This window comes from Pseudomonas syringae, from assembly GCF_021606685.1.
GTDB lineage: Bacteria > Pseudomonadota > Gammaproteobacteria > Pseudomonadales > Pseudomonadaceae > Aquipseudomonas > Aquipseudomonas syringae_R.
The window spans coordinates 34,715-51,790 of sequence record NZ_WKCB01000038.1 but is presented as its reverse complement, the minus strand read 5'-3'; the positions used below and the strand labels follow the sequence as shown (position 1 = coordinate 51,790).

General features: G+C 63.0%; 14 protein-coding genes and 1 pseudogene. 3 read left to right on the top strand and 12 right to left on the bottom strand.

Annotated features, from left to right (window positions below; all coding sequences use genetic code 11):
• The first annotated feature begins 92 nt into the window (after positions 1–92).
• Complete coding sequence (locus GIW02_RS15865) at positions 93–839, top strand: class I SAM-dependent methyltransferase (RefSeq protein WP_236418740.1); 747 nt, start codon at positions 93–95, stop codon at positions 837–839.
• On the opposite strand, the gene GIW02_RS15860 is transcribed toward GIW02_RS15865, so the two are convergent.
• The 5 genes from GIW02_RS15860 to GIW02_RS15840 form a co-directional block, all read right to left on the bottom strand.
• The gene (locus GIW02_RS15860) at positions 836–2,173 is read right to left on the bottom strand and encodes an MFS transporter (RefSeq protein WP_236418741.1); all 1,338 of its coding nucleotides are present in this window, start codon (positions 2,171–2,173) and stop codon (positions 836–838) included. The two genes, GIW02_RS15865 and GIW02_RS15860, sit on opposite strands and share 4 nt — an antisense overlap.
• A 144-nt stretch (positions 2,174–2,317) precedes the next feature.
• The gene (locus GIW02_RS15855; protein ID WP_236418742.1) at positions 2,318–3,238 is read right to left on the bottom strand and encodes a DMT family transporter; all 921 of its coding nucleotides are present in this window, start codon (positions 3,236–3,238) and stop codon (positions 2,318–2,320) included.
• A gap of 145 nt (positions 3,239–3,383) precedes the next feature.
• Positions 3,384–4,877 (bottom strand): methyl-accepting chemotaxis protein, encoded by a 1,494-nt coding sequence (locus GIW02_RS15850; protein ID WP_236418743.1) that lies wholly within the window; start codon positions 4,875–4,877, stop codon positions 3,384–3,386.
• A gap of 186 nt (positions 4,878–5,063) precedes the next feature.
• Positions 5,064–7,232, bottom strand: a complete 2,169-nt coding sequence (locus GIW02_RS15845) for a TonB-dependent siderophore receptor (protein WP_236418744.1) — start codon at positions 7,230–7,232, stop codon at positions 5,064–5,066.
• A 186-nt stretch (positions 7,233–7,418) separates the two neighbouring features.
• On the bottom strand, positions 7,419–7,910 hold the full coding sequence (locus GIW02_RS15840) for an Lrp/AsnC family transcriptional regulator (protein WP_236418745.1): 492 nt from the start codon (positions 7,908–7,910) through the stop codon (positions 7,419–7,421).
• A gap of 121 nt (positions 7,911–8,031) precedes the next feature.
• Here GIW02_RS15840 and GIW02_RS15835 point away from each other — a divergent pair, with 121 nt between their 5' ends.
• Both GIW02_RS15835 and GIW02_RS15830 read left to right on the top strand, forming a co-directional pair.
• Positions 8,032–9,066 carry a histone deacetylase family protein gene (locus tag GIW02_RS15835; RefSeq protein WP_236421937.1) on the top strand — a complete coding sequence of 345 codons (1,035 nt, stop codon included), beginning with the start codon at positions 8,032–8,034 and terminating at the stop codon, positions 9,064–9,066.
• A 69-nt stretch (positions 9,067–9,135) separates the two neighbouring features.
• A pseudogene (locus tag GIW02_RS15830) lies at positions 9,136–10,529 on the top strand (amino acid permease).
• A gap of 24 nt (positions 10,530–10,553) precedes the next feature.
• Here the strand turns inward: GIW02_RS15830 and GIW02_RS15825 are convergent.
• From GIW02_RS15825 to GIW02_RS15795, 7 genes are all read right to left on the bottom strand, one after another.
• Positions 10,554–11,318: a PIG-L family deacetylase gene (locus GIW02_RS15825; protein ID WP_236418072.1), complete on the bottom strand. Its 765-nt coding sequence runs from the start codon at positions 11,316–11,318 to the stop codon at positions 10,554–10,556.
• Positions 11,319–11,495: 177 nt separating this feature from the next.
• Positions 11,496–12,155 carry a glycosyltransferase family A protein gene (locus GIW02_RS15820; RefSeq protein WP_236418074.1) on the bottom strand — a complete coding sequence of 220 codons (660 nt, stop codon included), beginning with the start codon at positions 12,153–12,155 and terminating at the stop codon, positions 11,496–11,498.
• A complete protein-coding gene (locus tag GIW02_RS15815) occupies positions 12,152–12,751 on the bottom strand; it encodes an SAM-dependent methyltransferase (protein WP_236418076.1) in 600 nt (199 codons plus the stop codon). Before GIW02_RS15815 ends, GIW02_RS15820 begins: the two co-directional genes overlap by 4 nt.
• Complete coding sequence (locus GIW02_RS15810; RefSeq protein ID WP_236418078.1) at positions 12,748–13,506, bottom strand: PIG-L family deacetylase; 759 nt, start codon at positions 13,504–13,506, stop codon at positions 12,748–12,750. The genes GIW02_RS15815 and GIW02_RS15810 overlap by 4 nt, the downstream gene beginning before the upstream one ends.
• Positions 13,503–14,501: an acyl-CoA dehydrogenase family protein gene (locus GIW02_RS15805; RefSeq protein WP_236418079.1), complete on the bottom strand. Its 999-nt coding sequence runs from the start codon at positions 14,499–14,501 to the stop codon at positions 13,503–13,505. Before GIW02_RS15805 ends, GIW02_RS15810 begins: the two co-directional genes overlap by 4 nt.
• A gap of 1 nt (position 14,502) precedes the next feature.
• Entirely contained in the window at positions 14,503–16,662 is a 2,160-nt protein-coding gene (gene glgX / locus GIW02_RS15800) for a glycogen debranching protein GlgX (RefSeq protein WP_236418080.1), read from the bottom strand.
• 120 nt (positions 16,663–16,782) lie between these two features.
• Entirely contained in the window at positions 16,783–17,052 is a 270-nt protein-coding gene (locus GIW02_RS15795) for a DUF2934 domain-containing protein (RefSeq protein ID WP_236418081.1), read from the bottom strand.
• Between the last annotated feature and the right edge of the window lie 24 nt (positions 17,053–17,076).

Below are 17,076 nucleotides of genomic sequence, written 5' to 3'. Positions count from 1 at the left end.
ATCATCGAGCCTGTGTTCAGGTTCGAGACCATAACCGTCGCGACTGGGTTACCATGCCGCCGCGAAATTTCCGCCGAACCCTCTGGCCACTTATGTCCTCCAACGCGCTGTACACCGACCTTTCCATCTACTACGACCTGATGTGTGCCGACATCGATTACCCGGCGCAAAGCCACAGCGTGCGCCGGTTGCACCAGTTGTTTGGGAACGATGGGCGGCGGCATCTGGACCTTGCGTGTGGGACCGGGCCGCATGTGCGGCATTTTCTCGACTTTGGCTACCACAGTGCCGGCCTGGACATCAGCCAGTCGATGCTGGATATCGCCCAGTTGCGGTGCCCCGAGGCAGTGTTCAGTCGCCAGGACATGGCTGGCTTTGTGGTGAATGAACCGCAGGACCTGATCACCTGCTTCCTCTACTCGACCCATTACAACGCCGGGCTGGCGCAGCTGCGCGCGTGCCTGGCCAGCGTGCATGGCGCACTCGCCGACAACGGTGTGTTTTGTTTCAACGCGGTGGACAAGCGCCAGATCGACAACGGCTTGATGGTGCGCCACAGCGTGCAGCGTGAAGGCAGCCACTTCACCTTCGGCTCCGGCTGGCATTACCGGGGAGAGGGCGAGCAGCAGTCGCTGCGCCTGAGTATCGAGAAGACCACTGCAGGCGTAACCCAGGCCTGGCACGACGAACACCCCATGGTCGCGTTCAGTTTTGCCGAACTGCAGCAGCTGTTGCAGCCACAGTTTGACGTGCACATTTTCGAGCATGACTACGAACGCATCACGCCCTGGGGCGGCCTCACCGGCAATGCCTTGTTTGTGTGCGTGAAGCGCACCTAGCGCGGGAGCAGGACGGCGGCGCCTTTTTCCTGCGTGCCCACGTCATGCAGGGAAATCCTTGAGGTTTCCGGCAGCGCCAACCCGCCCGCCAACGCCAGCAGCGCGATCGCAATCAGGTAAAACGCCGGCGACAGGTTGCTGCCGGTGGTGCTGATCAACCATGTCGCCATCAGCGGCGCGGTGCCGCCGAAAATCGTATAGGCCATGTTGTAGGTGATCGCCGAGGCGGTATAGCGCGTGCGCGTCGGGAAGGTTTCCGAGAGCAACGCTGCCGTGACCACGCCACACAACACCGCGCCAACCGCCAGCAACATGACCCCGACAATGGACGCCGCGAACGAACCGGAACTGGCCATCAGGAACGACGGGTACACCACCACCATCAGCAACACGCAGGCGGTCATCACCGTGACCCGGCGTCCTACCCGGTCCGAATACAGGCCTGCCAGTGGGCAGATCGCTGCGGCGAAAATCAGTGCGATCAGCGACACCAGCAACGCCATCGCTCGGCTCAGCCCACCCGCCACTTGCAGATACGTCGCGAAGTAGGTGGTGAACATGTAAAAAGACAGCGCCGTCAGCGACACAAAAGCGCCCAGGCAACAGATCGCTGCACCATGGTTGCGCAGGGTTTCCTTGAGCGGCGAGTGGGCGACCGCGTGCTCCTGCGTCACGGCCTGGAACGCCGGCGTCTCATCCAGCTTCCAGCGCAGGTACAGCCCCACCAGGCCCAACGGCGCAGCAATCAGGAAGGGCAGGCGCCAGCCCCAACTGCCCATCGCCTCGGCGGACAACGACGCCTCCAGTGCATAGGCCACCACCGCAGCGGCGGCGAACGCGGAGAAGGTCGACACCGGCACAAAGCTGCCGTACCAGGCGCGTTTGTCACTGGGCGCGTGTTCCATCAGGTAGGCGCAGGCACCGGCGTATTCGCCGCCGGCGGAGAACCCCTGGGCGCAGCGGATCAGTGACAGCAGAATGGGCGCCGCCACACCAATGGCCGCGTACGTGGGGAGCAGGCCGATCAAGGTCGTGGCGCCAGCCATCAGCAGGATGGTCATGGCCAGCGTGCGCTTGCGGCCGATGCGGTCGCCGAGCATGCCGAAGAAAATCCCGCCCAGGGGCCTGAAGGCGAACGCCACCGCAAAGACCGCGAAGGTTTTGAGCAGCGCGGCGCTGGCGTCGCCGCTGGGGAAGAATTGTTGGGCGATGGTGGTGGCGAGGAAACCGTAGACGGCAAAGTCGAACCACTCGACGAAGTTACCGATGCCGGCGGCGATGATGACTTTTCGCAGGGTTTGCGGGCTGACCTGTTCGGTTGATGGGCTCGTCATGGGGGAAGGCCTCGGCGCGGATAGGGGATGCCTGATTATCAGAGCAGAGGGCCCGGCGGCGGGGCCCAAAAGAGTCGTCCGCGTAGTCAGCAGCGACCTGCTGGGAGTGAGGGAGGCAGGAATCGGGCCAGGCGCGGCGGGGCACTATCGAGACGGGGCCGCTTTGCGGTAAGTCAGTAGTACGATGCCTGTCACCACGATGACGCCGCCGACCATCTGCCCGGCGCTGAGCATCTGGTCGAGCACGATCCAGCCCATCAGCAACGTCGCCAGTGGCTCTATGTTCATGACCGGCGCATTGCGCGGCATATCCAGGCGCGGCACCGAAATGAACAGCACGATAAAACCCGTGCCATACAGCACCACCAATGTGGCCAGCGCCAGCCAACCGGTGCTGCTCGCGGGCAGGTTCATGCCGCCAGCCAGTGCACCGCTGAAGCCCGCGAGATTGACGCTGCTGAACACGATGAAGATCGTCAGCAGGCTGCGCACCGAGCCACGCACTTGGGACAACTTGTGGTCGGTGATCCACAGCGCACAGGCAAAGACGAAGGCGGCGCAGAACGCCAGCGTCACCCCAAGCAGCCATTGCGGGCCAATGTCGGCAGTGGCGAAGAGACGGCCTGGTACATCCAGCACGAACACCAGGCCCAACAGAATCAAGCCCATCAGCGAGGCGGTGCGCAGCGTGGGCCGGGGGCCGCCCAATGCCCAGGTGAGCAGCGCCAGCAAGATCGGAAACACGTTGGCCACCAGTAGCGCCAAGGCGACCGGCACGCGGGCGACGGCGGAGTAGAGGCACAGGCTTTGAGTGGCGATCAGCAGGCCCAGCAGCAGTTGCCAGCGCCATGCACCTGGCGGCAGGCGCAGGCTTTGACGTTGCCATACCACCAGAACGGCCAGCACGAACAGAGTGCCGCCCGAGCGCATAAGGATGGCCAGCAGCACGCCGGCTCCGTCATCGAAGGCGACGCGCGCGGCAATGTGGTTTCCGGCGAAGGCGCAGCCCATGCACAGCAGAATCAATACGGCGATGTGGCGGGAGAACAGGGCAGGGGCAGTCATTCAGAGGGCTCGGCAGTGGGCACCATCATCGGGGATGGGCATTTATTGTTAGTTGTCGTACAACTTCGCGGAGGGATTTGTAGCCTGTTTGCGGCGAATGGGCAAGGGCGAATTAGCGTTCCCACGGGCGTGGGAACGCTGCCGTTCACGGATGAAAGCGTCTGCCCAGCGCATCCAGGCGCACCGCAATCGGCGGCAGCTGTTCACTGCTCTTGGCGAGCATTTCCACATCCTGCGCCGTGCTTTGCGCAATGCCTTGCACGGACTGCAAGCGGCCGACAATCTCCAGATTCGCCGCCGTCTGCTCGCGTGTGGTGGTTACAATCCGCCCATTGAGCTCATCGATCTGGGTAATGTCACTGCTCACCGCGCGCAGCATGTCGACGGCGACCTGGCTGTCTTCCACGCAGCGGTCCACGCCCTCGCGGCTGTCGCGCATGGCTTGCAGGGCCTCGCGGCTGCCTTGCTGCAACGCGTCGATGATGGTTTTGATTTCTTCGGTGGATACCGCCGTGCGTTGCGCCAGGCTGCGGACTTCATCGGCGACCACCGCAAAGCCTCGGCCTTGTTCGCCGGCGCGGGCGGCCTCGATGGCGGCGTTGAGGGCCAGGAGGTTGGTCTGGTTGGCGATGCTGCTGATGACTTCGAGCACGGAGCCGATCTGTTCGGCCTGCACCGCGAGGCCTTGTACGGTGTGGTGGGTGCCTTCCAGGCGCGAGGCCAGTTGGGCGATTTCGTGTTGTGCGCGACCAACGCTTTGCTGGCCACGCAGGATCTGTTGGCTGGCCACCCCGGCGTGCTCGACCGCGTGTTCGACGTGCACCGTAATGTGGCCCATGGCATCTTCCATGCGCTGCATGGAGCCGGTCATTTGCGCAATTTCGGACAGTTGCTGGCGCGCGCCGGTTTCCAGGGTGCCACTGGCGTGGGCGAGTTCCTGGCCGAGTTGCCCAAGGCCATGGGAATCACGTGCGACGCCGTCGATCAGGCCGGTTATCTGGTGCAGGAAATGCTCGAAACGCTGGGTGAGGGAGACGTGGACCTTGCCTTCACCCGTGGCAGTTTCTGCGCTGAACTGGGACGTGACGGCGAGCATTTTTTCGAGCATTTCCTGGCTCTCGACGGCGTCGGCCTGGCTGTGCATGGCCAGGTAGAGCAGGGCGACAGTCTCCATCACCACGTAGAACGCGTGCACAAAAATCATCGTCCAGCCGCCGTGGTGGTCCATCACGAACACCGGCACACCCTGATGCTGCAAGGCGTGGAAGACCACGTGGTGAACGGCGATGGTGAGCGCTGCCACCAGGATCGGCAGCCAGTCCCGGTAGAACGTCAGCACTGCGAGCAACGCAAAAATCCCGAAGTGCGATTCGATCACGCCCTGGGCCTGGTTGATGTGCAATGCGGCCATGACCATCAAGCCCGCGCCCAGTGCGCAGCGCATCACACGGGTGCCGCCAAGGGCGCGATAGAGCACGGTCAGCAGCAGGCTGGTGCCGCCGCCGACGATCAAGGCTTGCGCAAACGTGTCGTGCCAGAAGGCGAGGCCCAGCGAGAACAGCGTCATCAGCCAGATCAACGCCAGCATGATGCGGTCGGCCTTGCGGTAATGCTCCAGGAAACGCGCGCGGACAGGCATTCACTCTTACTCCATGTGGACGAGCCAGGAACAAAGCATGCGGCGTGCCACGACGGCACGCGGGTACAGAGCAACGCAGGTATCAGGTTTTTTGCAGGTTCAGGGCTGCCCATTACCTATCGGCATTTTTCAGGCGGGCTTTAAAAAGAACGGCTGCCCGAACGGGCAGCCGCAGGGGGGCGAGGGTCAGAAGCTGTACTTGGCGGTCAGCATCATGTTGCGTGGGTTGCCGTAGGCATCACCGCCGTATTTCGTGGAGTCGGAAATGGAGGTGTAGTAACGACGGTCAAAGATGTTGTTGGCGTTGAGCTGCAGGTCCAGGTGGTCGTTGACCTTGTAGCCGGCCATCAGGTCGGTCACCGCATAGGAGCCTTGCTTGAGGCGATAGCTGCTGCCGTCGGTCAGCTCGATGTCGTTGTACATACGGCTCTGCCAGGAAACGTTGCCGCCGACGCGAAGTTTTTCCAGCGGGCCCTGAAAGCGGTAGCTGGTGGTCAGCTTGAACAGCTTTTCCGGGGTGTCGGTGTCGAGCTGTTTGTTGACATCCTGGGGGTTGGCCGCGTCCTTGATGGTGTGGGTGCGCGCGTAGGTAAAGCCACCGCCCACCTGCCAGTTTTCGGTCAGGGCGCCTTGCAGTTCGAAGTCGATACCCTGGCTGCGAACCTTGCCGGAGGCGACCGAGCAGGAAGCCTGCGGGCAGTTGTCCACGACCACCGCCACTGCGCGGTTTTCCTGGTCGACGTTGAACAGCGCCACGCTGGCATTCAGCGCGCCACCGAGGTATTCGCCCTTGATGCCGACCTCATAGTTTTTGCCGACGATCGGTTTGAGCGGTGTGGCAGACACATCCTTGGCCGTCTGCGGGGTGAAGATATCGCTGTAGCTGACATACACCGAGTGATGGTCGTCCAGATCGTAGATCAAGCCAGCGTAGCGGGTGAGGTTACGGGTGACCTTGTAGTCGCTGGAGTTGTCCACGCCGCCATGGGCATCGTAGTCGTACCAGTCCAGGCGCGCGCCGAGGATCAGCTTGAGCGGGTCGGCCAGGCTCAGGCGTGAGGTGAGGTAGAAACCGTCCTGGGTGGTGACTTCGCGCGTATCGGTGGTGTGGACGAAATCCGGTTTGCCCGCCGTGAGCGGCCAGTTGGTGTCGTACGGGCTGTAGTCGTGGGAGGTCATGTCGTAAATGCGGCGGCTGGCGCCCACCACCAGTTCGTGGGTTCGGCCGAACGCCTGGAACGGGCCGCTGGCAAAGGCGTCGACACCGGCCTGGTCTTCATCGTAAGCGGCCTGGTAGACCGTGCGCGCCAGGGTGTTGTTGGTCCAGCGTGATTGGTAGGAACCGGAGAACAAGGCGTTCTGTTGGGCGTAGTTGGCGTTGACCTGGAGTTGCCAGTCGTTGGCCAGGCGCTGGCGCAGCTCGGCGAACACCGTGTTGATTTCCTGATCCTTGTTCTCCCAGTCGGTGCCTGGGTTGTAGGAGCGCGGCAGGTTCAGGTGATGGCCGTTCAGGCCGACCATCGAGGAGCCCCAGAAGTAGTTGGTCTTGTCCTTCTGGTTGGAAAAACCGAGGGTCAGGGTGGTGTCTTCGCTCAGGTCGGCTTCGGTGACGGCGTAGAACAGGCCGTGATACGACTCGACGCCATCGATGAAGCTGTTGGCGTCGCCGTAAGACCCAACGACCCGGCCACGCAAGGTGCCGCTGTCGTTGAGCGGGCTGGAGGCATCGAGTTCACCACGGTAGTCGTCCCAACTGCCGGCGGCGCCGGTGAGGGTGACTTTCTGCTCGTCCAGTGGGCGCTTGCGTACCAGGTTGATGGCCGCCGAAGGGTTGCCCGCGCCGGTCACCAGGCCGGTTGCGCCCCGTACCACCTCGACGCGATCGAACATCGCCAGGTTGGGCTGTGCGCCCACCGAGACGCCGTTATAGCCGCTGGGGATGCCGTCATACATCAGGTTGTCGATGTCGAACCCGCGCGAGGTATAGGCCTGACGACCTGGCCCGTTGGAGTAGTTCAGAAACAACCCCGGCGTGGCGTTGACCACGTCGTTGATGCTGGTCATCGCCTGATCGTCCATACGCTGGCGCGTGATCACGGTGACGGCTTGCGGGGTCTCACGCATGGTGAGCGGCAGTTTGGTCGCGGTTTTCATCGAGCCGGTGGTGTAGGACTGCGTGCCCTCGGTCGTCTCGCTCAACTGTTGCTCGCCGGAAACTTGCGTGGCGCCCAGTTCAATCGTGGTGGCCGGTGCCGGGGTCTCGGCGGCAAAGGCCGCTGGCGAGGTGGCGAGGCAGACGGCCAATGCCATCAAGCTGGGTGAAAAAACCTTACCGGCGTGTTGTTGCACAGACATGGAACGGACTCTCCCCTGAAACGCCGTCCCTGGCGAATAATAAAGCTGATGATAATTATTCGTATTAGTGTCGCAGAATATTCCTACGCAAAAAAGCCTTTGGGGAGAATTAGTTAACGAATTTTTCACATCCGCGTGGATGGCGCTTCGCCATCCACGCTGTATTTAATGCGTGCGAGGGGGGGCTCAACCGCGCTTTGGAATCGCCACTCGACTGGTCGCTTTAACCTCGCGCAACGCCAGGCTCGACTGGATTGAAGCGATCCCCAACTGACGCCGCAGCACGCTCTCGACGAACTCGCTGTAACTGTCCAGATCCTCCGCCAGCACTTGCAGCAGGTAGTCCGCGTCGCCGGTGATCTTGTGGCACGACAGCACTTCAGGCAGTTGCTTCACCACGGCCTCGAAGGCGTCGGGCGCATGGTCGGTGTGGATCGCGAAGCGCACATGCACGAACGCCATGATGTCCAGCCCGAGCTTCTTGCGATCGAGGTTGGCCTGGTAGTCCTTGATCACGCCTTCTTCCTCCAGGCGCTTGCGACGACGCCAGCAGGGGGTGAGGCTCAAGGACAGGCGCTCGCTCAATTGCGCGTTGGAAATACTCGCGTCTTCCTGCAGCAGGGCGAGGAGGGCGAGATCGGTGTCGTCGAGAACGACCTGCTTGGTTTTATTTTTCATATCGGGCCATAAAAAGGGTAAATACGCCCGATAAACCTAACAGCGTCACAACTAAAAGCAAAGAAAGCCCCACGTCGCCAGAACAAAATAGACCCTGTCTTTTACTGGCGGATGTACAACCATGCTGACTGTTTTTAGTGATGCCCACCGTTTGCACCATGGCACCGAATTGAAGGACGGCGTGCTCAAACCCTCGTTCGAGCAACCCAGCCGCGCCGACACCGTGCGTGATCGCGTCCAGCACGTCGGCCTGGGCGATATCATCGCGCCGCGCAGCTTTGCGCGGGCCTGCTACGTCAATGCCCACAGCGAGCGCTACGTCGCGTTCCTCGAAACCGCCTGGGCCGAGTGGACTGCCATCGGCCGCAGCCATGACGCGCTGCCGCTGGTCTGGCCGGTGCGCGACCTGGCCAATCAGCAGGTGCCGGATTTCATCGACGGCAAGCTGGGCTTCTTTGCCATGGATGCCGGTTCGCCGATCACCCACACCACCTGGAACGCGGTCAAAACCAGCGCCGACATCGCGCTCACTGGCCTGGCGTTGATCGACGAAGGCCATAACAGCGCTTTCGCCCTGTGTCGCCCACCGGGGCATCACGCGGCGCGCGAATACATGGGCGGTTATTGCTACCTCAACAACGCCGCGATTGCCGCACAACAGGCCATCACCCAGGGCGCCCAGCGCGTGGCGGTGCTGGACGTGGACTTTCACCATGGCAACGGCACGCAAAATATTTTCTACGACCGCCCGGATGTGCTGTTCATCTCCCTGCACGGCGAGCCGGCTGTTTCGTACCCGTATTTTTCCGGGTTCAGCAGTGAGCGGGGCGCCGGGGCCGGGGAGGGTTTCAACCTGAATTACCCGTTGCCGAAAAACACCACCTGGGCCCACTACCAAACCGCGCTGATCGACGCCTGCCGCCGCCTGCGTGCTTTTGCGCCCGAAGTCCTGGTGATTTCCCTCGGTGTCGACACCTTCAAGGACGACCCCATCAGCCATTTCCTGCTCGACAGCCAGGACTTCCTCGGCATGGGCGAGATCATCGCCAGCGTCGGTGTACCCACGTTGTTCGTGATGGAAGGCGGCTACATGGTCGATGAGATCGGCATCAACGCCGTCAACGTGCTGCACGGGTTCGAAAGCAAGACCGCCTGACCCCTATAACAACAAACGCTCAACGCCTTTTATCTGCCAAAACTCAAAAACATAACAAGAGGTTTTGTGATGAAAACAACCACGCCCGGGCTGTGTGAAAAGCCTGCGTTGCAACGTACCTTGAGCAACCGCCATATCCAGCTGATGGCCATGGGCGGTGCAATCGGCACTGGCCTGTTCATGGGCTCCGGCAAGATCATCGCGCTGTCCGGCACTTCGATCATCCTGATCTACATGATCATCGGGTTATTCGTGTATTTCGTGATGCGCGCGATGGGCGAGCTGCTGCTGTCCAACCTCAACTTCAAAAGCTTCGCCGACTTTGCCGGCGCGTACCTGGGGCCGCGTGCGGCGTTCTTCCTGGGCTGGTCGTACTGGCTCAGCTGGAGCGTGGCGGTGGTGGGGGACGCGGTGGTGGTCGGCGGGTTTTTCCAGTACTGGTTCCCCGACGTGCCGGCCTGGATGCCCGCCGTGGGCATGTTGCTTACGCTGTTCGCGCTCAATGTGCTGACGGTCAGGCTGTTCGGCGAAGTGGAGTTCTGGTTCGCGATCATCAAGATCATCGCCGTGGTCACGCTGATCGGCGTGAGCGTGGTGCTGATCGCCAGCTCGTTTGTCTCGCCCACCGGTGTCACTGCGTCGCTGAGCCACTTGCTGGATAAACAGGCGGCGTTTCCCAATGGCCTGTTCGGATTTTTCGCCGGCTTCCAGATGGCGATCTTTTCCTTCGCCGGCACCGAGCTGATCGGCACCGCAGCGGCTGAGACCCGGGCACCGGAAAAGACCTTGCCCAAGGCGATCAACTCAATACCGCTGCGCATCATTCTGTTCTACGTACTGGCTCTGGCGTGCATCATCGCGGTCACGTCGTGGCAGCACGTGTCACCAAGCAAAAGCCCATTCGTTGAGTTATTTCTGGTGGCGGGGTTTCCGGCCGCAGCGGGGATCGTCAACTTTGTGGTGTTGACCTCGGCGGCTTCGTCGGCCAACAGTGGGGTGTTTTCTGCGAGCCGCATGCTGTTTGGCCTGGCCGACCTGGGCGATGCGCCGGGCATATTCCGGCGTTTGTCGCAGAGCAGCGTGCCGTTTATCAGCCTGGCATTTACCACGCTGTTGATGCTGCTGGGGCTGGTGCTGTTGTTTGTGGTGCCGGAGGTGATGACGGCTTTCACCATCGTGTCGACGGTGTCGGCGATCCTGGTGATTTTCACCTGGTCGACCATCCTCGCGTCCTACATTGCGTACCGCAAGAAACGCCCGGACCTGCACGCCAAGTCCCTCAGATGCCCGGCGGTGTGCCCATGGCCTGGTTTTCCCTGGGGTTCCTAGCCTTTGTGTTGGGCTTGCTGGCACTGCGCCCGGATACCCGGCTGGCGCTGTATGTGATGCCCGCCTGGTTTATCTGGCTGGGCATCGCCTTTCAGTTCTCGCGCTTTAAAGGGGCCAGCCTGGTGAAGGCGTAGTCGCAGCTTCGCGCCGACACGGCCCTAGAGCGCAAACACAATCTCGTAGGGCTCGCGCATCCGCTCCAGCAGAACCTGGGCGAGCATCGGTGCCAGGCCGATCTGCGGGTCCCCGGCCAACTGGCTGGCATAGGCATGGGTGGCGTGGAGTTTGCGCGCCACGCACCACGTGTCCAGGCGCACCTTGCGCGCCCGTTGCCAAGGGATCAGCGCGCCCTCGCGAGCGGGCCAGTGCCACGCCCGGATCGGCACCTCATACAAGTGCGCGCCCACCCGGTGGCAAGCCGCTGCGCTGGCGCGGCCGACGGCGTCGTGGTCGTCATTGCCGTCGTTGCGCCAGGTGGAGAACACCACATCGCCGGGTTGCAGGTAGCGCGCGATAAATTCGCTCAGTTGCGGCTCACGGGCCGCCAGGGCGTTGTCGCAGAAGCCGCCGCGAATCCACTTGAGACTGTGCAGCGGCATGCCCAGGCGGCGCAGGGCCTCGGCGCTTTCCTGGGGGCGCACCACACTCAGGCGGCTGGCCGGCCAGGCATGGGAGCCCGGGTGGCTGGCGCTGCCGTCGGTGATCGAGATCAGTTGCAGCGGGTGGTCCAGGCTGCTGAGCAATTGCAACAACCCGCCGCAGGCCAATACTTCGTCTCCGGGGTGGGGGGCGATGACCACCACGCGTGCGCCACGCGGCACCAGTGCCGTCGGCAAAACAGCGGGGATCTGCGCGAGCTGCGGGGCGTTGTTCCAGATTTGTGCAGGGCCGCGGCGGCCTTCGCCTAGGGAGGCAAGCTTCATGGGTGTCACGTCCTTGTCGATTGATGCGGGGTCGCGCTCCGTTGCCGGGACGACTCTCTTGTCGCCACCACGGGCTCCGCTGTGGTGGTTGCGTGGCAATCCAATCCCGGATTGCCAGCAAGGCCTGTTCAGCATAGTCAAGGATCGGTGGCTTTCACATGACGCGCGCGCGTTTTTTCACGAAGCGAGCATCAGGCGCTTGAGGTAATCGCCAAAGCCACCTTGTGCACGGGCTTCCAGGCGCGCGCTGGTGATCACTTGCGGGGAGTGGCTCCAGGCGATGGAGGCGCCGCAGCGCTCGAGATCGCGCACCATTTGCACATCTTCATGGCAGGCCAGCGGCTCGAAACCACCGGCGCGTACATAGGCGCTGGCACTGATCCCCAGGTTGGCACCGTGGATGTGCCGATGACCATCGCGGGCCTGGTAGGCCTGGTGATAAAGGATCTGCGCAGCCGGGTCGAAGTCGTCGTTCCAGGCATCCACGGTCACCGTGCCGCACACGGCGTCGGCTTCGAGCGCCAACTGGGCCACCAGCCAGTTGGGCGCCACGCGGCTGTCGGCGTCGGTGCAGGAGATCCACCGCGCGCCCTGGTTGAGCAGGTGCCGGGCGCCGACGCCCCGCACATGCCCGACATTGCGTGCCTGGATTTCCAGGCGCTGAACCTGGAAGCGCTCGGCAATCACCGCGCTGGCGTCGCTGCAGCTGTCGAGCACCACCACAATCTCCACCGGCTCGCCTTGTAGCTGCGGATGGCTGGCGGCGATCAATGCCGCACTGAGGCACTCGCCCAGCAGCGCCTCTTCGTTATGTACCGGGATCACAATACCGATCATCGCAGACCCTCAAGGGTGGCAACCGAGGTGCCGTCGCGGCTCCACAGGTCAAGCAGGAAATCCTGTTCATGGTGGCTGGCCACCAGGGGCATGCCCAGTCGCTCCTGGAGCACGCTGTGTACCTGTTCGGCGGTTTGTGGGCAGCCGTCGATAACCGGGCGCCAATGGCAGGCCAAGAGTTGGCCGTCGCTGGTCAGGCTTGCGCGGGCGCGGTCAATCAGGCTGCGCAGGTCATCGGCGTCGAGGTAGTAACACAGCTCGCTCAACACGATCAGCTCGAACTGGCCCGCCGGCCACTGCGCGGGCAAGCGGCTCTGCTCGACCTGGGCATGGGCAAAGCCCAGCAGGCGATTCTGCGCGAGCGCCACGGCAGCCGCGGCGGTGTCGCAGCACAACAGGCGATCACAGCGCGGCGCCAGTTCTATGCTCAGCTCGCCATTGGCACAACCGGGTTCGAAGATCGACGCGTAGCGTGGGCGGGTCAGCAGCGCCAGGGTCAACGCGCGCTTGCGGCGTTCGTACCAGCGTTGGCGGAAGGCCCAGGGGTCGTCGTTGTCGGCAAACAGTTGATCGAAGTAACGCGTGGCCACACTCATACAAATACCACTTCAAAAGGCTGCAACAGGCGTTCCACCACATAGGGCGCCAGCACGGGCGGCAAGCCGATCTGCGGGTCGCCCTCCAGCTGGCTGGCGAACGCGTGGATAGCATGGCGCTTGCGCGCGACGGCCTCGCAGCTCAACGGGATTTTGCGCGCACGCTGCCACGGCACCTGGCGGTCTTCCGGGGAGGCCCAGTGCCAGGTCCATACCGGCAGCTCATATAAGGTTGCGCCCACTGCCTGCGCCGCCTTGGCACTGGCGCGGCCAACCGCTTCATGGTCGCAATGGCCGTCTTCACGCCAGGTGGTGAACAGCACATCCGTGGGCTTGAGGTAGCGCTGGATGAACGCGGCGAGTTCGTCTTCGCGCGCCGCCACCTGGCTGTCGCTGAAGCCGGCCCGCAACCATTTGAGGCTGTGCAGCGGCACGCCCAGGCGATGCAGGGCCTGCGCCGATTCCTGCGGGCGCACCACGCTCAACCGCTCCACCGGCCAGGTCAGCGAGCCGGGGTGGCTGGCGCTGCCGTCAGTCACCGAAATCAGCTGAATGGGCCGACCCAGTTCAGCCAGGCCTTGCAGCAGCCCGCCACAGCCCAGCACTTCGTCGTCCGGGTGCGGGGCGATGATGACGGCGCGGTGGCCGTCCGGCACCAGCTGCGCGACGCTGATCTGCGGCAGGTCGGCGATCAGCGTTGAGGCTTGCCAGTGCTGCAGGGGCGTGCCCTGGCCAACGATCGGGTTGGGTTTCATAACTGCCACCTCCCTGTGGGCCCACCGGCGACCAGTTCACCCAGGCCGGCAAGGTCGCGCTCGGCATGACTTTGGCGCGTATATACGGGCAGGTCTGCCATCAACTGGGCAAAATGCGGGTCTTTGCAGTACGGCCCCGCACCGACGGCGCGGCCGACATGGTGCATCACTTGCTCAACGGTGTCTTCGATGCACGCCCGCGTCTGCTGGGCCAGGTGTCGAGCATCGGCCTTGGGCTCACGGTCGATCTGCTGGGCACTGTCGCGCAGCACACAGGCCGCGCTGTTCAAGGCGCTGTCGACTGCCCCCAGGTGGGCGAGGGCATGCGGTTCGGCGCGTTTGCGGCAATGTTCTCGCAGCACCTCGGCCAGGCGTTGCGCGGCGCCATACCAACAGGCAGCAATGCCGACGCCGCCGTGCCAGAACCCGGGGCGGGCGAGGTAGTCACCGGGTCCGCCCACGGCAATCCCGTGGGCGTCGTCAAACAGCACTTCAACGCTGCCGGTGGCGGCCATGCCCACGGCATGCCAGCCCTCGTGTGTGACGGTGATGCCCGGTTGATCCATTTGTACCGCGACCAACTGCTGGCGGTCTTGCTCATCCCAGGCGGTCAACAAGCCATGGCTGACGACCGCCGCGCCTGAACACCAGGCTTTGCGCCCCTGCACCCGCAGGCGCTCGCCTTCGCGATACACGCGGACCTTGGCGTTCGGCGGCTCGGCGGCCCACATGCCCCAAGTGCTACCCAAGGGCGGTAGTGGGCTGCCGAGTTCGGCAATGATCGCCAAGGCATCGGTGTGCCCTTCGAACAGTTTGCACAAGCGCAGGTCGTGACCTGCCACTTGTGCCAACTGACTGAACCGCGCCAATGTCTGACCGCTGCCAGGCAACGGCAGCTGGTCAAGGCCTTCTTCCTGAAGCGCCTTCAGGGCCGCGCCCAGGGCTTGCGTATCCGCATAGCCCTGGTAGCCCTGGAGGAATCCATGCAAAGCCATTTCACACCTCGTCTTCGCGCTGCAGTTCAAACAACAGCAGCGAGCGCCCGGTCACTGCGTATTCATGCTCGAAATCAAAGCGTTCCTGGCCGCGTACGGCGGTGTCGTTAGTGTCGAGCATGCAGGTCCAGAACTCACCTTCCGGCACCGGTGGCAGGCGGAAATTGACCATGTCATGGTGCGCATTCACCACCAGCAGCAAGGTGGCGTCGGCACCGGCGCGGCGAATCCCGGTTTCCTGGGCGCGGCCATCCATCAACATGCCCAGGCAGCGGCCATGGCTGTCTTCCCACTGCTCAGTGGTCATTTCGTTGCCATCAGGCGCCAGCCACGTGACGTCTTTGACGCCGATGTCTTCATTGTAGTCGCCGACCAAGAAGCGCCCGCGCCGCAGGATCGGGTACGCCAGGCGCAGTTTGATCAGGCGTTTTACGAACTTGAGCAACGACTTGCCGTCGTCGTCCAGCTCCCAGTTGACCCAGCCGATCTCGCTGTCCTGGCAGTAGGCGTTGTTGTTGCCGTGCTGGGTGCGGGCGAACTCGTCACCGGCCACGATCATCGGCGTACCTTGGGCCAACAACAGGGTGGCGAAGAAATTGCGCATCTGGCGCAGGCGCAGCTCGTTGATCTCCGGGTCGTCGGTAGGGCCTTCGACGCCGTGGTTCCACGACAGATTGTTGTTGCTGCCGTCCTGGTTGTTCTCGTCGTTGTCTTCGTTGTGCTTGTCGTTGTACGACACCAGGTCGTGCAGGGTGAAACCGTCGTGGGCGGTGATGAAGTTCACCGAGCTGTACGGGCGGCGACCACGGTGGTTGAACATCTCGCCCGAGGCCGTCATGCGCCCGGCGAAGTCCGCCAACTGGCCGTCATCGCCTTTCCAGAACGCGCGCACGGTGTCGCGGAAGCGGTCGTTCCACTCCACCCAGCCCGGCGGGAAGTTGCCCACCTGGTAGCCGCCGGGGCCGCAGTCCCAGGGTTCGGCGATCAGTTTGAGCTGGCGCAGCACCGGGTCCTGACGGCAAGCGACGAGGAAGCTGTGGCGTTCATCGAAGCCATCGCGATAACGGCCGAGGATGGTTGCCAAGTCGAAGCGGAAGCCGTCGACATGCATCTCGTTGGCCCAGTAACGCAGCGAGTCGGTGACCATTTGCAGCACGCAAGGGTGGCTCAGGTCGAGGGTGTTGCCGGTACCGGAATCGTTGATGTAAAAGCGCTTGTCGTCCGGCATCAGCCGGTAGTACGAGGCGTTGTCGATGCCGCGCATGGACAGGGTCGGGCCGCGCTCGTTGCCTTCGGCCGTGTGGTTGTAGACCACGTCGAGGATCACTTCGAGCTTCTGCTCGTGCAGGTGCGCGACCATCTCCTTGAACTCGGCGATCTTGCCGCTGGCCAGGTAGCGCGGGTCCGGGGCGAAGAACGCAATGCTGTTGTAGCCCCAGTAGTTGGTCATGCCTTTTTCCAGCAAGTGCTGGTCGTTGACGAAGGCGTGCACCGGCAGCAGTTCTACCGAGGAAATACCCAACTGGCGGATGTGCTTGAGCACGTCATCTTCCATCAGCCCGGCGCAGGTGCCGCGCACCGATTCACCGACCGAGGGGTGGCGCATGCTGATGCCGCGCAGGTGGGTTTCGTAGATGATCGTACGGTCCCACGGCACGCGCACCGGCTGGTCGTTGCCCCAGGTGTGCGCCGGGTCGATGACCTTGCACTTGGGCACGAAGGGGGCGCTGTCGCGTTCGTCAAAACTGAGGTCGTCATCGGGGTGGCCGATGGTGTAGCCAAACAGCGCCTCGGACCATTTGAGTTCGCCCACCAACTGTTTGGCATAGGGGTCGATCAGCAATTTGTTGTGGTTGAAGCGATGCCCGTTGGCCGGGTCGTAGGCACCGTACACGCGATAGCCGTAGATCAGCCCGGGGTGGGCGTCGGGCAGGTAGCCGTGGAAGATCTCGTCGGTGTATTCAGGCAGTTCGATGCGTTCCAGTTCCACTTCGCCGGAATCGTCGAACAGGCACAACTCCACCTTGGTGGCGTTTGCCGAAAACAGCGCAAAGTTTACGCCCAGGCCGTCCCAGGTGGCGCCGAGGGGGAAGGGCAAACCTTCACGGATCCGCGACGGCTCGTTGCCCGGCGTCGAGGGGGTTTTATGGGGTTTGCTCATGGTGTTGCTCCTGCAAGGGTCTTTTTTCGGGCCGAACGAGGCCGTGCTGAAGAAGGCTCAGCTGAGAATCAGGGAAATGAAAAGGCCTCGTGCCGGCAACGCCGGCAGGAGGCTTGAAGGTCAAGGCTTGGGCTTTTTCGGCGCCGGTGGTTTTTTAGCCGCCGGTGGTGCCGGCTTGCTCGCGGCCGGTGCGGGCGGCTTGGCCTTGGCCGGCGGCTTGGGTGCAGTCTTGGGCTTGGCGGCGGCCTTGGGTTTGCTTGGCGTCAGCGCTTCGGCCTCGGCCAGCTTGCGCGCCATCTCCCAGTGCCGCGCGTCCTCGCCGTGGGGCTTGCCCTCAGACTCCCAGATCTGATGCGCTAACTCGCGTATGCGTTTGTCTTCAGTACTCATCGCAATGCTCCTCACAGAAAATGT